Origin of the sequence: Phyllobacterium sp. UNC302MFCol5.2, assembly GCF_000686005.1 — a bacterium.
In the GTDB taxonomy this organism is placed as follows: Bacteria; Pseudomonadota; Alphaproteobacteria; order Rhizobiales; family Rhizobiaceae; genus Phyllobacterium; species Phyllobacterium pellucidum.
This window is the reverse complement of sequence record NZ_JMLL01000012.1, coordinates 271,605-287,307: the sequence shown is the minus strand read 5'-3', so window position 1 is coordinate 287,307 and position 15,703 is coordinate 271,605. Positions and strand designations below refer to the sequence as shown.

The window sequence follows — 15,703 nt, the reverse complement described above, 5'->3', positions numbered from 1 at the left end:
TTTAAACATACCAATCCGAGCTAATCGCTTCGCATTTGATATACCCATTGCGAGGTTGATATTGTGCTTGACTATGTTGCGCTCGCGCTTCTGTTTTTTCTGGCCGTTACTCTCGTCTACGGCATTGTCGCTATCCACGATGTTCCCTATAAGATAGCCAAGGCGCGCGACCATCCGCACCAGGATGCGATTGAAGCTGCAGGTTGGGTCAGTCTCTTTACGCTGCACGCGATTTGGCCGTTCCTCTGGATCTGGGCGATGATGTACCGGCCCGACCGGGGGTGGGGCATGGGTTCTAGCGGGTCGAAAGCGCTTGAAGACCGGATTGCCGCGCTGGAACAGCGGCAGGTTACCGGGCCCTCCGCGAAATGACCACGCTCCTTTGCCTCCTTTATGCGGCTCTCTGCATTGTCGCATTCCGGCTCCTGCGGCTGCCGGTCAATCAGTGGACACTGACGACGACCGTGCTCGGCGGCGTCGTTCTCATCGGCGGCATCGTCATCGCCATGAACTATAACCACCCGTTCACGAGCGAGGCCCGGCTCTATTTTTATGCGACGCCCATCAGCCCGGCCGTCAACGGCCAGGTGGTCGATGTTCCCGTCGCACCCAATACCCATGTGAAGAAAGGCGACGTCCTGTTCCGGCTCGATCCGCGCCCCTTCGAATATGCGCTCGCCCACCGGAAAGCCGCTCTGGCCAAAGCACAACAGGACGCACTCGAACGCCAGGCGGCGCTTAAGGCTGCCAACGCAGCCGTCGATGGCGCGCGCGATTCACGCGACCGCGCCAAGGATGACTACGACCGGCATGCGACGGCCAACGCGCGGGCGGGCGGGAAGGGCGATGCGCCGTTTTCTGAGGCTGAGGTGGTCAACCGGCGCGACCTCTATCTGGCAGCGGAAAGCGCGCTTGCGAGCGCCGCCGCACAGGCCGATCAGGCGCGTCTTGCCGCCAACGCGCAGATCGGTGGTATCGATACGACGGTCGCACAACTCGAGGCCGAGGTGGCGCGAGCGGAGTTCGATCTCGAGCAGAGCGTCTACCGCGCGCCAACGGATGGCTATGCGGCGCAGGTGTTCCTGCATCCGGGGATGATGGCCGTCTCCCTGCCGCTCCGTCCTGTCATGACTTTTGTGCACACCGACCGACGCGTCTTTGCAGCGGCCTTCAATCAATTGTCGCTGGAACGGGTCGCGGCCGGCGACGAAGCAGAGATCTCCTTTGCAGCTGTTCCAGGCCAGGTCTTTCGCGGCACGGTAAAGACCGTGGTTGAAACCATGGCGACGGGACAGCTTGAACCCTCGGGTACGCTCCTTGCTCCCGACCGCCAAGCGCCTGGACGCATGATTACGGTGATCGATCTTGGCGAGGAGGCCGCCGCCTATAATCTGCCGGGTGGCGCAACGGCGGAGGTTGCTGTTTATACCAAAAGCATGGCGGCGCTCGCCATCATCCGCAGGATACTGCTCAGAATGCGTGCATGGGAAAACTATCTCGTCTTCGATCGGTAGCCCCCAAGAAAATACTTCCTCCGCATCGTTGGGAACGGTAGAAGCGGTAGCGTAGAACATCGCAGAGTATCGCCCCATGATGATCACCGTCGAAGATCTCGTTCCCGAACTTCTTGCCCGGGCGGCTAGGACCCACCGTCTGATCGTCGCGATTGCGGGCGCGCCCGGCGCCGGTAAATCGACTGCTTCGGCAGCGCTTTGCGAAGCCATCAATGCTCGCGAACCCGGTGCGGCAATCGTCGTGCCGATGGACGGATTTCACCTCGACAACGCCATTCTCGACGCCATGAACCTGCGCAAGCGCAAGGGTTCGCCGCCGACCTTCGACTGTGCCGGCTTTGAGGCGCTGCTGAACCGCCTGCGGCATATCGGCGATGATGTGGTCATCCCGCTATTCGACCGCAAGCTCGATCTGGCGCGGGCCGGTGCCGATATCGTGCGTGCCGGGCAGCGCATCCTGCTCGTCGAGGGCAACTACCTTCTTCTGGATCAGGCTCCATGGGACCGGCTCGCGCCGCTCTTCGACGTTACCGTCTTTCTCGAGGTCGATCGCCTCGAACTCGAAAACCGTCTCGTCCAGCGCTGGCTGGGTCTCGGCCACAATGTCGGCTCGGCCCAGCAACGGGCACTTTCCAACGACATGCCCAATGCCGAACTCGTTCTCGAAGAGTCGCGCGAGGCGGATTTTACCATCCGCAACTAGTCGCTCAGGCTGAACGGCGCGGCGAGAACTGGATCGCCATGTCATGCATGATTGCTGCCGCCGCTGCTCGGGTGATTCCGGCCCAGGAGGAGAGGATTTCCGGCGTGATACGGTATGCGGGCCCCGTCACCGATACGCCAGCGATGAGCTTTTTGTCAGTCGACGAGACGGGTGCGGCCACGCAGCAAATCCCGAGTTCATGTTCCTCTCGATCATAGGCGTTGCCCGCCCTGCGGATCGTGGAAATCTCGTTCAGCAGGCTCGGTGCATCGGTAATCGTATGCGGTGTAAAGCGGATAAAGTTTATTTTGCCGATACGGTCGTGCAAATCTTCATCGGCCATCGCCGACAGTGCGGCCTTGCCGACACCGGTACACCAGGCTGGCGCCGTATTGCCGATGCGCGAGACGAGGCGGATATTTTGCCGGCTTTCGATCTTGTCGAGGTAGACGACCTCGGTGCCCTGCAAAACACCGAGATGCACGGTTTCGCCCGTCGCCTCGTGCAGTTTGCGGATATGCGGTTCGGCGATGGCGCGCAATTCGTTGCTCGCCCATGCCCGTGATGCAAACTGCAGCAGCCGAAGGCCAAGGCCGTAGGACTGATCGCGATTGACCGTGAGCAGGCCCTCTTCAATGAGGTTTGAAATCTGCCGGTGAAGCGTGCCGCGCGGTTGACGGGTAAGACGCAGAACATCGGTAAATCGCAGCGGCTCGCTCGCGTTGGCGATGATATCGAGCACGCTGACCGCCTTGCCGAGTGTGCCCGTATCTCTGGCGCTAGCAGTCGTTCGGCTCTTGCTCACTCGCGCTCTCCATGCACCTTCACCTTGAATCGGGGCTCACTACACAAATGTGAGTTGTCCGGGTGCGGAATTCAGGGTCACATCTTGACTTCCGGGAGCCTAGGAGATCAATTCGATATAGTCAAACACTGTTCCAAATAATGGAACTTATGCTGTGAGTTCGAGCCATGATGCCTTCTGCCGTTTTCCCCGACCTGAAGAACCGCTCCGTGCTCATAACGGGTGGCGGGTCCGGCATCGGCGCTGCCCTAACGGAGGGTTTCGTCGCGCAAGGTGCACGCGTCGCTTTCATTGACATTGCCGAGGCTGCTTCCGAGGACCTGGCCAACGCGCTCGACAAGAAATACGGCAACCGCCCGTTTTATTTGAAGGCAGATCTCACCGACATCGAGGCCCTGCGCAACGCTGCTGCCACGGCAATTTCGAAGAACGGACCCGTTACCGTTCTCGTCAACAATGCCGCCTGGGATGACCGGCATGACATTGACGATGTGACAGAGAATTACTGGGACGGGAACCAGGCGATAAATCTTCGCCCGCACTTCTTTACCGCCCAGGCGGTCGTGCCCGGCATGCGGGCGGCAGGTGGCGGATCGATCATTAATTTCACGTCGATCTCCTTTATGATCAACCAAGGCAACCTGCCAGCCTACACCGCTGCCAAGGCTGGAATCATAGGCCTGACAAAGGGATTGGCGGGTCGGCTCGGACCCGAGAAGATCCGTGTCAATGCCATCGCGCCCGGCTGGGTGATGACGGAACGGCAACGCACGCATTGGGTCACGGAAGAAGGGCTGGAAGCGTATATGAAAAGGCAGGCCATCCCGGAGGAATTGCTGCCCGGCGACATGGTGGGACCTTGCCTCTTCCTGGCCTCGGACGCATCACGCATGCTTACAGCACAGACGCTGATCGTCGATGGAGGCTGCCTGTGACGTCTGCACCCGCCTATGGCCTCGCCGATTGGGGAACGAGCCGGTTTCGCCTCTGGCTTGTGGATGGCACGGGGAACATCATTGCCGAGAAGCGTTCGGATGATGGGCTCGATGCGTCGCGGGAACGCGGATTCGGCACGACACTCGAAGCTCACCTAGCAGAGCTTGGTGCGCCCGAGCAGTTGCCGGTTATCGTCTGCGGCATGGCGGGCTCACGCCAGGGTTGGGTCGAGGCCAACTACGTTGCCGTCCCGGCGGATCTCAATGCGATTCTTTCTGGTGCCGTGAAAATTACAGGGATCGACCGTGATGTGCGGATCATCCCGGGTCTGTCGCAATCCGGGCGCTTTCCCAACGTCATGCGGGGCGAGGAAACCCAACTCCTTGGCGCCATGCTGGCTCGAAACATCACGGACGGTGTCGTCGCCATGCCCGGTACCCACTCGAAATGGGTCGAACTCCAGAGCGGCAGGGCAAAGACGTTTTCAACCTATTTGACGGGCGAACTCTATGCGCTCCTCGCCTCGCAGTCGATTCTGCGGCACTCCGTGCAAGGCGCTGTGAGTTCTGCCTCTGCCGATCATCCGCAATTTACCGCGGCAGTGGAATTGATGCTGTCTGGAGAAGCGATGCTCGGCGAACTCTTTCCCATCCGCGCGGCGATGTTGCTCGAGAACCTCTCGCCTGAGGGAGCGGCCTCACGACTTTCTGGTCTGCTTATCGGCGCGGAAATCGCCGGCGCAAGATCGAAGCATCAGGGCAGGGTGGCGCTCGTTGCTTCCGGCAGCATGGCTACGCTCTACGGCAAGGCAATTTCGCTCGCGGGCATCGAATTCGGTGCGGTCGACGCCGATGAAGCCGTGCGCAAGGGCCTGTTTGTCGCCGCCTCGGCCGTCTGGCCCCGTTGATAAGGACTAAGCAATGACAAGCGCATCCACCCCATGGCCCAAGCTGCAACGCGATCTCATCGCCATTTTGCGCGGCGTGAAGCCGGATGAAGTTCTGGGCATTGGTGAGGAACTGGTGAGAGCCGGCATTGAAGCGATCGAAGTCCCACTGAATTCACCTGATCCGTTCCGGTCGATCGAGTTGCTGGCGACGAAATTGCAGTCCTCCGTTCTGGTTGGTGCCGGAACGGTGCTTGACGCCGCGGATGTCGCGCGTCTGGCGGAAGCGGGTGGACGTCTGATGATCAGCCCGAATGTCGATTTGGCCGTATTGAGAGCGGCGGTCGCGGCAGGCATGGTGACCATGCCTGGCGTTTTCACGCCCACCGAAGCCCTGGCGGCCTTGAGCGCTGGTGCATCCGGCTTGAAATTCTTTCCTGCAAGCGTCCTCGGGCCTGACGGTATCAAGGCCATCAGCGCGATCTTGCCCAGGGGAACGGTCATCGGCGCCGTTGGCGGTGTCGACGAAAATGGCTTTGCTGCTTATTCGAAGGTCGGGGTGCGAACGTTCGGCCTTGGATCGAGCCTTTACAAGGTGGGCGCATCGGCCGCCCTTGTCGGCGAACGCGCAAGGGTTACTGTGGCGGCCTATGACCGCGTGTTCGCCGCCTAAGGGCCATCGATGACGAAGATCAGCATATTTCATGACGAACCCTGCGAACTTGGAGAAGGGCCGGGATTTGATCCACTGACCAATACGGTGTGGTGGTTTGACATTCTTGCCGGTCGGCTCTTTGAAAAGCCGCTCGCCGGCGGCGAAGCGCGCATGCATAGCCTCGGCCAGATGGCGAGCGCGCTTGCAGTCGTCGACAAAGAGCGCCAACTTGTCCTGGCGGAGACCGGGCTCTTCGTTCGCGATCGCTCGACAGGGCACACGATGATGCACCAGCCGATCGAAGCCGATAATCCCGCAACGCGGTCCAATGATGCGCGAGTCCATCCGGCCGGCGCGTTCTGGGTCAGCACCATGGGCAAGAAGGCCGAGCCGGGCGCGGGCGCCATTTATTGGTATCGCGAGGGCGAGCTGCGCAAACTGTACGGCAATATTTCGATCGCCAATTCGATCTGTTTCGCACCTGATGGGCGTGCTGCCTATTTCGCGGATTTGGCGCTTAATATCGTCTGGCGGGTGAATACGGATCCTGAGACGGGACTGCCGAACGGCGAGCCCAACGAGTTCCTCAAGAATACCGGGAGCGGGGGCTTTGACGGTTCGGTGGTTGATGCTGACGGCAACCTTTGGAATGCCTCCTGGGGCGGCTCCCGTATCGATGTCTTTGCTCCATCGGGAAATCGCATCCGAACGATTGAACTGCCCATTCCGCAGCCGACCTGTCCCGCATTCATCGGCACGGATAGCGCGAGCCTGATCGTGACCAGTGCCTATGCCGCGATGGATGAGGCTTCACGCTTGGCGTATCCCGATGCCGGCAAAACCTTCCGCATCGAGATCGCAGGGAAGGGCAGGCTGGACCCGCAAGTGAGAATTTAAAAACCTGAAAATTATCTCGGAACAATAAGCAATACCTCCCGTTTCCTCTGGGCAATCGAAACACACTGACTGCATGCCGACGCCTTTTGGGCGCCGAATGTCGATGCATGTCCAACAAGGGAGAATGACATGGGTTTCTTTTCGAAAGACATCAAAACGATGGACGATCTTTTCGTTCATACACTGCGCGACATTTATTATGCCGAGAACCAGATCGTAAAAGCCCTGCCTGAAATGATCGACAAGGCATCGGACCAGGAACTGAAGATGGGGTTTGAAAAACACCTGCAGGAAACCGAGACCCAGATCGACAGGCTTGAGCAGGTCTTCAAGCTGCATGGAGTCGAGGTCAGCGGCGTGAACTGCCCGGCAATCGACGGTATTCTCGAAGAGGCCGACGAGGTCAGCGGCGAAGTCGACGACGATCAGGTTCTCGATGCCGCGCTGATCGCCGCCGGTCAGGCCGTCGAACACTACGAAATCACGCGCTACGGTACGTTGATCGCGTGGGCAAAACAGCTCGGACGCGAAGATTGCGCTTCGCTTCTCCAGCAGAATCTCAACGAAGAGATGAATGCCGATAAGGCCTTGACCAAGATTGCTGAGGGTCACGTCAACGCTGCTGCCGCAGCATAAGGCGAAATTCGCAATCAACGTAAAGAATCCAAGCTCGCATCCGCCGATGCGAGCTTTTCTTTTGGGCTGCGCGAGCGCCCATTTCAAGCACCCCAAAGCGCCCAGAGAGCAGCGGTAAATGCCGCTTGACAAGTTCAAGCCGCTGTAATTTTATATGTCATCCATTATTAGGTATTATATTCCACTATAATGGATAACGACACAAGATTCGCTTTGACGAATAGGGGAACAAAATGTCCAAACGACTTTACATTGCGGCCCTTGCAGCCACTCTCGTTGCGCTGCCTTCGATTGGCGCATTCGCTCAAGAAACCAAAAGCAAGCTCGACGAAGTGTTGGCGCGCGGCCATCTGGTCCTGGGAACCGGCAGCACCAATGCGCCCTGGCATTTCAAGAGTGCCGACGACAAGTTGCAGGGCTTCGATATCGATATGGGCCACATCATCGCCAAGGCCCTGTTCAACGACCCGGACAAGATCGAATTCGTCAACCAGTCTTCCGATGCGCGCATTCCCAACATTACCACGGATAAGGTGGATATCACCTGCCAGTTCATGACGGTGACCGGCGAGCGGGCGCAGCAGATCGCATTTACAATCCCCTATTATCGCGAAGGCGTCGGCCTCATGCTGAAGGCCGACGGCAAATATGCCGACTACGCCGCGCTCAAGGCGGGCGGCTCCGGCGTGACGATTTCGGTTCTGCAGAACGTCTATGCCGAAAGCATGGTCCACGCGGCGCTCCCCGAAGCCAAGGTCGACCAATATGAATCGGTCGATCTCATCTATCAGGCGCTCGAATCCGGACGTGCCGACGCTGCCGCAACCGACCAGTCGTCGCTTGCCTGGTACATGACGCAGAATCCCGGTCGCTACAAGGACGGTGGCTATGGCTGGAACCCGCAGACCTATGCCTGCGGTGTGAAGCGCGGCGATCAGGATTGGTTGAACTTCGTCAATACGGCCCTGCATGAAGCCATGACCGGCGTCGAGTTCGACTTCTACGCCAAGTCCTTCAAGACCTGGTTCGGCAAGGACCTTACCCCGCCGCAGATCGGCTTCCCGGTCGAATACAAGTAACCGGCATCGCGCAACGGCTCCGGGTCTCTCCGGTGCCGTTGCGTGAGTGCTGCGCATCGGTCCGGTTCCATCGGGTGGGAACGCAATGGGATATACGCTGAATTTCGCTGCCGTCTGGCGCAGCTTCGACCTGCTCCTTCAAGGCCTGGCCCTCAGCCTCGCACTTGCATTCGGTGCAATCCTCATCGGCGCTATCATCGGCCTGATCACCGCGTTCGGACTGATCTCGAAAAACGGCTTGATCAAGCGGCCGGCCGGAATTTACGTAACGATCATCCGCAACACCCCGATCCTGGTGCTCGTGCTCTTCAGCTATTTTGCCTTGCCGCAGCTCGGTTTGCGGCTCGGAAAGATAGAGAGCTTCGTCTTCACCCTCGCGCTCTATTCCGGCGCCTATCTTGCGGAAGTGTTTCGCGCCGGACTTCTGTCGATACCGCCGGGACTTCGTGAAGCGGGCCTCGCCATCGGCCTTACGGAAATGCAGATTCGAACGTCGATCATTGCGCCACTGATGTTCCGCAACATCCTGCCCTCCTTAAGCAGCACGATAATTTCGCTGTTCAAGGATACCTCGCTCGCCGCCGCGATCGCGATTCCGGAACTGACCTTCGAAGCGCGCAAGATCAATGTCGAAAGCTTCCGTGTCATCGAGACCTGGATCGTCGCCAGTTGCCTCTATGTGTTCACCTGCTCGATCCTCGCGGCGCTGATGCGCAGCGTCGAACGCCGCTTGTCCTTGCCGAGGTGAGCCGATGGATTTAGCCCACTTCCTCGATGTTCTCTGGCTCGCGCGCTTCCCGATCCTCAAGGGGCTTGGCGTCACAATATCGATATCGCTCCTCGCCATCTGCTTCGGCACCGCGCTCGGCGTATTCGTCGGGCTCGCCCTGACCTACGGTGTGCGCCCGCTGCGCTGGATCGTTCGCGGCTACACGGATTTCATCAGGGGCACGCCGGTCCTCGTCCTTGTCCTTGCGAGCTATTACGTGCTTGGCACGATCGGGCTTGATCTTGGCCCGTTTCAGGCGGGCGTTCTTGCCCTTGCGGTATTCTGCAGCTCGCATGTCGGCGAAATCGTCCGGGGCGCCCTGCAATCGATCCCCAAGGGACAGACCGAGGCGGCCAAGGCCATTGGTCTCACCTTCCCGCAAACCTTCGCCTATGTTCTCGGCCCTCAGGCATTGCGCCAGGTCCTGCCGGCCTGGGTGAACACCGCGGCGGAGATGGTCAAGGCGTCGACGCTCCTTTCGATCATCGGCGTTGCCGAACTATTGCTGCGCACACAGGAATTGATCTCGCGCTCATTCATGAGCCTTGAGTTCTATTTCTTCGCCGGTTTCCTCTATTTCGTCATCAACTACGCCATCGAGCGCTTCGGCCGTTATGTCGAGCGCAAGACCGCCGTCCCATCGTAAGGCATTCTCCGATGTCCAACCTTCTTGAAATCCGCAACCTGCACAAAAGCTACGGCGACGTGGAAGTGCTGAAGGGCGTCGACTGCACCATGGCGCAGGGAGATGTCATCAGCATTATCGGTTCGAGCGGTTCGGGCAAGACCACGATGCTCCGCTGCATCAACATGCTGGAAGAGTTCCAGGGCGGCTCGATCAGCATCGATGGCGAAGAGATCGGATATGTAACAGCTGGTGGCCAGCGCCATCGCAAGAAGGAGAAGGAAATTGCCCGCCAACGCGCCCTGACCGGGATGGCCTTCCAACAATTCAATCTCTTTCCGCACATGACCGCCGCCCGCAACGTCATGCTGGGGCTGATGAAGGTGAAGAAGCTTGGCAAGGACGAAGCGCGATCCATAGCCGAAAAATGGCTCGATCGTGTCGGCTTGCGATCACGTGCCGACCATTTCCCGGGTCAGCTGTCAGGCGGGCAACAGCAGCGTGTCGCGATCGCCCGCGCCATCGCCATGAACCCCAGGCTGATGCTCTTCGATGAAGTGACATCCGCGCTTGACCCCGAACTCGTCAACGAGGTGCTGCAGGTGATCAAGGCGCTGGCGCAGGACGGCATGAGCATGCTGCTCGTCACCCACGAAATGCGCTTTGCCTATGAGGTTTCCAACCGCGTCATCTTCATGAACCAGGGTCTCATCGGCGAGGAAGGCAATCCGCGCGAAATGTTCCACAAGCCGCAAACGGAACGCCTTGCCGAGTTTCTCAAGACATCGAGTTTTGGATAACGCCGCGCTTCATTGCGTCGATCGACCAGGCGCCCGGCCCGAAGGCCATGAGGGCGAGAAATCCACCGGCAATGGCGATATTCTTGTTGAAGTTGATGACCTGCTCGATATTGCCGAAATCGCTATGGAAGAGCAGCGCCGTCAGGAGGCAGAAGCCGGCAAGCGCGAGCGCGGCATAACGGGTCATAAATCCTGCAGCGATCAGCAATCCACCGCCAAGCTCGGTCAGGATGACAAGTGGCAATAGACCGGGCGTGACACCGTTGGTCTGCATGTAACTTGCGGTTGCCGAGTAGGCGGAGATCTTGCTCCAGCCTTCGACAACGAAGATATAGGCGAGAAACAGTCGCGCCAGCAGCGCGAGCGGAGCCTGCAATCTTTCCATCTCTTCCTCCAGATATTGGACTGAATATGGAACACGCAAATCCGCCGCTTTATTCATATGTCGGAAAGGCGAAAGAGCCACCTCGCGGTGGCTCTCCGGTAGTACGAGGTCGCCGGTAAAGGCGACACTCAAGTAAATTAGTTGGCAGCGTCGGTCATCGTCGTGCCGAGCGTATTGAAGGTCGAGCTCAGGCTGGAGCCGAGGCTGCGTACACCAGCGATGATGCCGACGGAGATGAGGGCTGCAATCAGGCCGTATTCGATTGCCGTTGCGCCAGATTCGTCCTTGAGGAAGCGTGCGAAGAGGTTGCTCATGATCATGTATCCCTGTTTGTTTGTTGACGCGGTTTCGTTGAACCGTCTCGAACTTAGGCGGCAGCCATTTACGGCCGACTTAAGGAACATGGTTGAGAAATAGCTAACCCAAGTCGTGATTAACACGGGATTACATCAGATGGTTGTATTTGTGTAAAATGCCGTGAGCGTTGCATGGCCGGTTGCCAAAAGCGTTAGAGGTCGTACTTAGATACGGAGTTGGAATAGCTGGATCCTAGGCGCAACTACTTCGAAACTTGATGAGAAAGTGAGCAAATCCTCATACTCTCAATCGACGGTTTAACTTTTGACCGCAGATTTGCATGAAACGCTAGCAGAAGCCCCTGCCGGGTTACTTGCCGTTCTTCTCTATCGTGGTGCCGAGTGTGTTTAAGGTTGTGCTGAGGCTGGAGCCGAGGCTCCTCACTCCGACGATGATGCCGACCGAGATCAAGGCTGCGATCAGGCCGTATTCGATTGCCGTTGCGCCGGATTCATCCCTGAGGAAGCGTTTGAAAAGCTTGTTCATATCAATATCCCTGTGTGTGCGAAATAAGGTGGTGTTGAAACGCCCTGAACCTCAGTCGCAGCGGTTTACACACCCCTTAAAGAACGTGGTTGAACAATCTTTAGCACACCTTGCAATAAACGAGGTATTACTTTAAATATTCCTATTTATATCGATGTTTACTATATTTTTATTAAAGTTTTAACAAAATAGACTCTCTGAGGAGCAAGACTAGCCGAGTTTGCCGCGTTACCAAATCCATGGGTAGCGTTCTGAAACCAGACGGACGGAGTCGATGACGATTGCCACGAAGACGCCCGAGCCGGTTATTACGATGCCGATCAGGAAATAGCGACTCGCCCGTTCATAGACGGACTTTTTCAGGGATTCGGTTTTCAAGAGGAGCGCGAGGGAACGCAGCTGGAATGCAATGCCGATCGATATGAGAAAGAGGGTTGGCAAATCCGTGATTTTCCAGGGTACCGGATTGCTTGCCCACTGGGTGAGGAACCCAAGCGAAAATGACAGGACGACGCCCACGACAGTGATCGTGCCGTTGCGAAACACCGTTTCAATAAGATGTTCGTCGTGATCGTTGCGGTTCATCCCAACCCTCCGCGTGATTAGCTTAGCACGATATCGGACCGGCGACGCGGGCAATCAATCACCGCGGGCACGTCGGCGCCACTGTCATCGAAAATCAACCTCCGGGAATAAGTCATCTTAAATCAATAAAACCCCGTAGACTGGATTTTAAAGAATACCATTTCTGTCGTGATTAAAATTTGCGGCCTAGGCTTTTCGTCACGCAATAGACGAAAGGCGGAGTCATGGGCAAACGAACCGGCCAAATCAAACTTGGAGCATTCCTCTATCCGACGGGTCATCACATCGCGGCCTGGCGCCATCCCGAAGCGCAGGCCGATGCGGGTTCGAACTTCGCCCATTACGCCGAACTTGCCCGGATTGCCGAGGCCGCAAAGTTCGACCTGATCTTCATGGCCGATGGCGTCGGCACCCGGGGCACGGACACCGAGGCCTTGAGCCGGACGGCGATCCGCTATGTGGCCCAGTTCGAGCCGCTCACCTTGCTCTCGGCGCTTGCCGCACTCACGACGCGGATCGGGTTTGTCGCAACCGCCTCGACGACCTACAACGAGCCCTATCATATCGCCCGCAAATTTGCCTCGCTCGACCACATCAGCGGCGGGCGCGCCGGCTGGAACCTTGTGACCTCCGCCAGTGAGGACGAAGCGCACAATTTCAACCGGGACCATCACGTTGCCCATGCCGAGCGCTACGAACGGGCGGAAGAGTTCGCTGACGTCGTGCGCGGTCTTTGGGACACTTGGGAAGAAGATGCCTTCCTGCGCGACAAGGAGAGCGGCATCTATTACGACCCGTCGAAGCAGCACCTCCTCAATCACCGCGGCAAGCATTTCAAGGTCCGTGGCCCGCTCAACGTTGCACGTGCACCGCAAGGGCATCCGGTGATTGTTCAGGCCGGGTCGTCCGAGCCGGGCAAGGAGCTTGCGGCGCGAACGGCAGAGGTCATTTTTACCGCACATCAGAATGCCGACGATGCACGCGCCTTTTATAGTGATGTGAAGGGGAGGCTCGCCCGCTATGGCCGCTCGCCGGACGAACTCAAGATCATGCCCGGCATCTTCCCGGTCGTCGCGAAAACAGAATCGGAAGCCAGGGAAAAGTTCGAGCAGATTCAGGAGCTTATTCAGCCCGCAGTTGGACTCTCGCTTTTGAACGGCATGGCAGGTGACGTCGATCTTTCCAAGTATCCGCTTGATGGACCGCTCCCGGAAGTTACCGAAACCAATGGCAGTAAAAGCCGTCAGAAGCTGATGATCGATCTGGCCCGACGCGAAAACCTGACCATCCGCCAACTCTATCTGCGCGTTGCCGGTGCGCGCGGCCACTGGCAGGTGATCGGGACGGCCGAGCAGATCGTCGATCAGATGGAGGACTGGTTCAAGACTGGCGCGGCGGACGGCTTCAACGTCATGCCGCCACATTTGCCGGCCGGACTCACCGATTTCGTCGAGCACATCGTTCCGGAACTCCGTCGTCGCGGTCTCTTCCGCAGTGAATATGAAGGCCAGACGCTGCGCAGTCACCTCGGTCTGCGGGAGCCGCAGCATCCGGCGCATGCCGCCGTCGCGGCCGAATAACATTTACTCGCGAAAGAGAGCGACCAAGATGACCAGCACAGCCCATCTGAAGATCAGTAATGTCAGCCGGCAATTCCGTGTCAACGGCGGCGAACTCACGGCGCTCGACCGCGTCAGCCTTGACGTCAAGGCCGGTGAATTCGTCACCATCGTCGGCGCGAGTGGCTGCGGCAAGTCGACATTGCTGCGCCTCGGCGCGGGTCTCGATACCGGGCATGACGGGCTTGTCGAACATGCGGGCAAGCCAGTGACCGGTCCGAGTCTCGATCGCGGTATCGTATTCCAGGAGCCGCGACTGTTTCCCTGGCTGACCGTAGAGCGCAATGTGGCGCTGGGCCTGGAAAACGCGGCTTTTTCCAAGGCCGAGAAGCAGGACCTCGTTGCCAAGCAGATCGCGCTTGTCGGCCTTACCGGTTTCGAAAAAGCCTATCCACACCAGCTTTCGGGCGGCATGGCCCAGCGCGCGGGGATTGCGCGCGGGCTCGTCAACCGTCCTGACGTCCTTTTCCTCGACGAGCCATTCGGCGCGCTGGATGCGATCACCAAGGCGCATCTGCAAGGCGAGTTGCAGGACATATGGGCGAGGGAGCAAATCACAATGGTGCTGGTCACCCATGATGTCGACGAGGCCGTCTACCTCGGCGATCGCGTCGTCGTCATGTCGCCGCGCCCCGGCCGGATCAGGGAGATCGTACCTGTCGACCTGCCACATCCGCGCGAACGGACCTCGGCGCAACTCGCCAGTATCCGCAACCATGTTCTCGACATTCTCAACAGCACGACGCGGAACGGCGAGCCGAAGACAATCGCCAAGCAACCCGCACAGGTGAAGCGCCCGCCAATCAAGACACCCAGTGCTGCCCGGAACGCGCCGCGTTCGCAGCCATCGGGGCGCCCCATTCTTTCAACGACGGAGATCTGAAATGAGCCTATCGCAACTCACCCGCCGCACGGTTCTGGCCGCATTTGCTGCTTCGCTGCTGGCAGTTCCGGCCGTTGCCGAGCCGGTGACCATCAATATCGGTTACGCCGCGATCGGCGTCGATAGCAGGCCCTATGCGGAAGGGACTTCAGCCGCGACGGCGCGTGCCGGCGAGTACCTCGAAAAGGAGTTTGCCAACGATCCTGACGTCAAGATCGAATGGTTCTTCTTCAAGGGTGCGGGACCTGCGGTCAACGAGGCCTTTGCCAACAACCAGCTTGATTTTGCCTATCAGGGCGATCTCCCGTCATTGATCGGTCGGGCCAACGGCTTGAAAACAAAATATCTACTGGCGAGTGGCGCGCGCAAACCGCTTTACCTTGCCGTTGCCAAGGATTCTGACATCAAGTCAGTTGCGGATCTTAAGGGTAAGAAGGTCGCATATCAGCGCGGTACCAACGGCCATCTCGCAGCGATCAAGATCCTTGAGGCGAATGGTCTGACGGAAAAGGATATTCAGGTCATCAATCTCGACAGCGCCGGCACGGTCGCAGCGTTGACGAGCCAGGATATCGATGCCGCCTTTGGCGATACGCCACTGATCAACCTCGCTGCGAAGGGCAATGCGAAAGTGATCTACACAACCAAAGGCGATGATCCGCGATTCGGCCGCAATGCCGGCATCGTCGGCCGCGAGGACTTCATCGACAAGCATCCCGAAATCACCCAGCGCGTCGTCGATGCCTTCGTCAAGGCGGCGCAGTGGTCGTCGGACGAGCCGAACCGGGCTGCGCTTTTCGAGCTCTGGCACAAGTCTGGAACGCCCGTGCCGATCCTCGAGGACTACTTCAGCAACGACACGCTTGCCTACCGCAACTCCCCGCTGATCGACGACCTGCTTGTTTCCCAGTATGAAGAGCAAGCCGTCAAAGCCAAGGAATTCGGCTTGATCCGGCGTGATGTGAGCACCGATGGCTGGTTCGAGCCGAAATATCTGAATGCGGCGCTGGCGAAGCTCAATCTTCAGAATTTTTGGCAGTCCTACGGCGCCAATGGCAAGCCTCTCGGCTCCTGATCTGGCCT

The 15,703-nt window shown here is 58.5% G+C and carries 20 protein-coding genes; 15 read left to right on the top strand and 5 right to left on the bottom strand.

Features of this window, described 5'->3' with window-relative positions; all coding sequences use genetic code 11:
• Positions 1-60: 60 nt before the first annotated feature.
• The 3 genes from BR48_RS0116145 to BR48_RS0116135 all read left to right on the top strand — a co-directional run bounded on the left by BR48_RS0116145 (position 61) and on the right by BR48_RS0116135 (position 2,217).
• Entirely contained in the window at positions 61-372 is a 312-nt protein-coding gene (locus tag BR48_RS0116145; RefSeq protein ID WP_081815912.1) for a DUF3302 domain-containing protein, read from the top strand.
• Positions 369-1,514: a biotin/lipoyl-binding protein gene (locus BR48_RS0116140; protein WP_027232266.1), complete on the top strand. Its 1,146-nt coding sequence runs from the start codon at positions 369-371 to the stop codon at positions 1,512-1,514. The genes BR48_RS0116145 and BR48_RS0116140 overlap by 4 nt, the downstream gene beginning before the upstream one ends.
• 76 nt (positions 1,515-1,590) lie before the next feature.
• Positions 1,591-2,217, top strand: coding sequence for a nucleoside triphosphate hydrolase (locus tag BR48_RS0116135; protein WP_155810900.1), 627 nt, complete (start codon positions 1,591-1,593; stop codon positions 2,215-2,217).
• 4 nt (positions 2,218-2,221) lie between these two features.
• On the opposite strand, the gene BR48_RS0116130 is transcribed toward BR48_RS0116135, so the two are convergent.
• Positions 2,222-3,022 (bottom strand): IclR family transcriptional regulator, encoded by an 801-nt coding sequence (locus BR48_RS0116130; protein ID WP_027232264.1) that lies wholly within the window; start codon positions 3,020-3,022, stop codon positions 2,222-2,224.
• A 167-nt stretch (positions 3,023-3,189) separates the two neighbouring features.
• Here BR48_RS0116130 and BR48_RS0116125 point away from each other — a divergent pair, with 167 nt between their 5' ends.
• The 9 genes from BR48_RS0116125 to BR48_RS0116085 all read left to right on the top strand — a co-directional run bounded on the left by BR48_RS0116125 (position 3,190) and on the right by BR48_RS0116085 (position 10,305).
• A complete protein-coding gene (locus BR48_RS0116125) occupies positions 3,190-3,957 on the top strand; it encodes an SDR family oxidoreductase (RefSeq protein ID WP_027232263.1) in 768 nt (255 codons plus the stop codon).
• Positions 3,954-4,865, top strand: a complete 912-nt coding sequence (locus BR48_RS0116120; RefSeq protein ID WP_027232262.1) for a 2-dehydro-3-deoxygalactonokinase — start codon at positions 3,954-3,956, stop codon at positions 4,863-4,865. Before BR48_RS0116125 ends, BR48_RS0116120 begins: the two co-directional genes overlap by 4 nt.
• Positions 4,866-4,878: 13 nt before the next feature.
• Entirely contained in the window at positions 4,879-5,517 is a 639-nt protein-coding gene (locus BR48_RS0116115) for a 2-dehydro-3-deoxy-6-phosphogalactonate aldolase (protein WP_027232261.1), read from the top strand.
• A 9-nt stretch (positions 5,518-5,526) separates the two neighbouring features.
• Positions 5,527-6,396 carry an SMP-30/gluconolactonase/LRE family protein gene (locus BR48_RS0116110; protein ID WP_027232260.1) on the top strand — a complete coding sequence of 290 codons (870 nt, stop codon included), beginning with the start codon at positions 5,527-5,529 and terminating at the stop codon, positions 6,394-6,396.
• 129 nt (positions 6,397-6,525) lie between these two features.
• Entirely contained in the window at positions 6,526-7,032 is a 507-nt protein-coding gene (locus tag BR48_RS0116105; RefSeq protein ID WP_027232259.1) for a ferritin-like domain-containing protein, read from the top strand.
• A 233-nt stretch (positions 7,033-7,265) separates the two neighbouring features.
• Positions 7,266-8,111, top strand: coding sequence for a transporter substrate-binding domain-containing protein (locus BR48_RS0116100; RefSeq protein ID WP_027232258.1), 846 nt, complete (start codon positions 7,266-7,268; stop codon positions 8,109-8,111).
• Positions 8,112-8,196: 85 nt separating this feature from the next.
• Positions 8,197-8,859, top strand: a complete 663-nt coding sequence (locus tag BR48_RS0116095) for an amino acid ABC transporter permease (RefSeq protein ID WP_027232257.1) — start codon at positions 8,197-8,199, stop codon at positions 8,857-8,859.
• Positions 8,860-8,863: 4 nt separating this feature from the next.
• On the top strand, positions 8,864-9,526 hold the full coding sequence (locus BR48_RS0116090) for an amino acid ABC transporter permease (RefSeq protein WP_027232256.1): 663 nt from the start codon (positions 8,864-8,866) through the stop codon (positions 9,524-9,526).
• Positions 9,527-9,537: 11 nt separating this feature from the next.
• Entirely contained in the window at positions 9,538-10,305 is a 768-nt protein-coding gene (locus BR48_RS0116085) for an amino acid ABC transporter ATP-binding protein (protein ID WP_027232255.1), read from the top strand.
• On the opposite strand, the gene BR48_RS0116080 is transcribed toward BR48_RS0116085, so the two are convergent.
• From BR48_RS0116080 to BR48_RS0116065, 4 genes are all read right to left on the bottom strand, one after another.
• Positions 10,283-10,690 (bottom strand): DoxX family protein, encoded by a 408-nt coding sequence (locus BR48_RS0116080; RefSeq protein WP_027232254.1) that lies wholly within the window; start codon positions 10,688-10,690, stop codon positions 10,283-10,285. The genes BR48_RS0116085 and BR48_RS0116080 overlap by 23 nt on opposite strands.
• 137 nt (positions 10,691-10,827) lie before the next feature.
• Positions 10,828-11,004, bottom strand: coding sequence for a Flp family type IVb pilin (locus BR48_RS0116075; protein WP_027232253.1), 177 nt, complete (start codon positions 11,002-11,004; stop codon positions 10,828-10,830).
• 352 nt (positions 11,005-11,356) lie between these two features.
• A complete protein-coding gene (locus BR48_RS25910; protein ID WP_081815911.1) occupies positions 11,357-11,533 on the bottom strand; it encodes a Flp family type IVb pilin in 177 nt (58 codons plus the stop codon).
• A 228-nt stretch (positions 11,534-11,761) separates the two neighbouring features.
• Positions 11,762-12,118, bottom strand: coding sequence for a hypothetical protein (locus BR48_RS0116065; protein ID WP_027232252.1), 357 nt, complete (start codon positions 12,116-12,118; stop codon positions 11,762-11,764).
• A 224-nt stretch (positions 12,119-12,342) separates the two neighbouring features.
• Here BR48_RS0116065 and BR48_RS0116060 point away from each other — a divergent pair, with 224 nt between their 5' ends.
• From BR48_RS0116060 to BR48_RS0116050, 3 genes are read left to right on the top strand one after another with little or no spacing between them, the layout of a single operon-like run.
• Positions 12,343-13,698, top strand: coding sequence for an LLM class flavin-dependent oxidoreductase (locus BR48_RS0116060; protein ID WP_027232251.1), 1,356 nt, complete (start codon positions 12,343-12,345; stop codon positions 13,696-13,698).
• A gap of 28 nt (positions 13,699-13,726) precedes the next feature.
• Complete coding sequence (locus BR48_RS0116055; protein ID WP_027232250.1) at positions 13,727-14,620, top strand: ABC transporter ATP-binding protein; 894 nt, start codon at positions 13,727-13,729, stop codon at positions 14,618-14,620.
• 1 nt (position 14,621) lies between these two features.
• A complete protein-coding gene (locus BR48_RS0116050) occupies positions 14,622-15,695 on the top strand; it encodes an ABC transporter substrate-binding protein (protein WP_027232249.1) in 1,074 nt (357 codons plus the stop codon).
• The last annotated feature ends 8 nt before the right edge of the window (positions 15,696-15,703 follow it).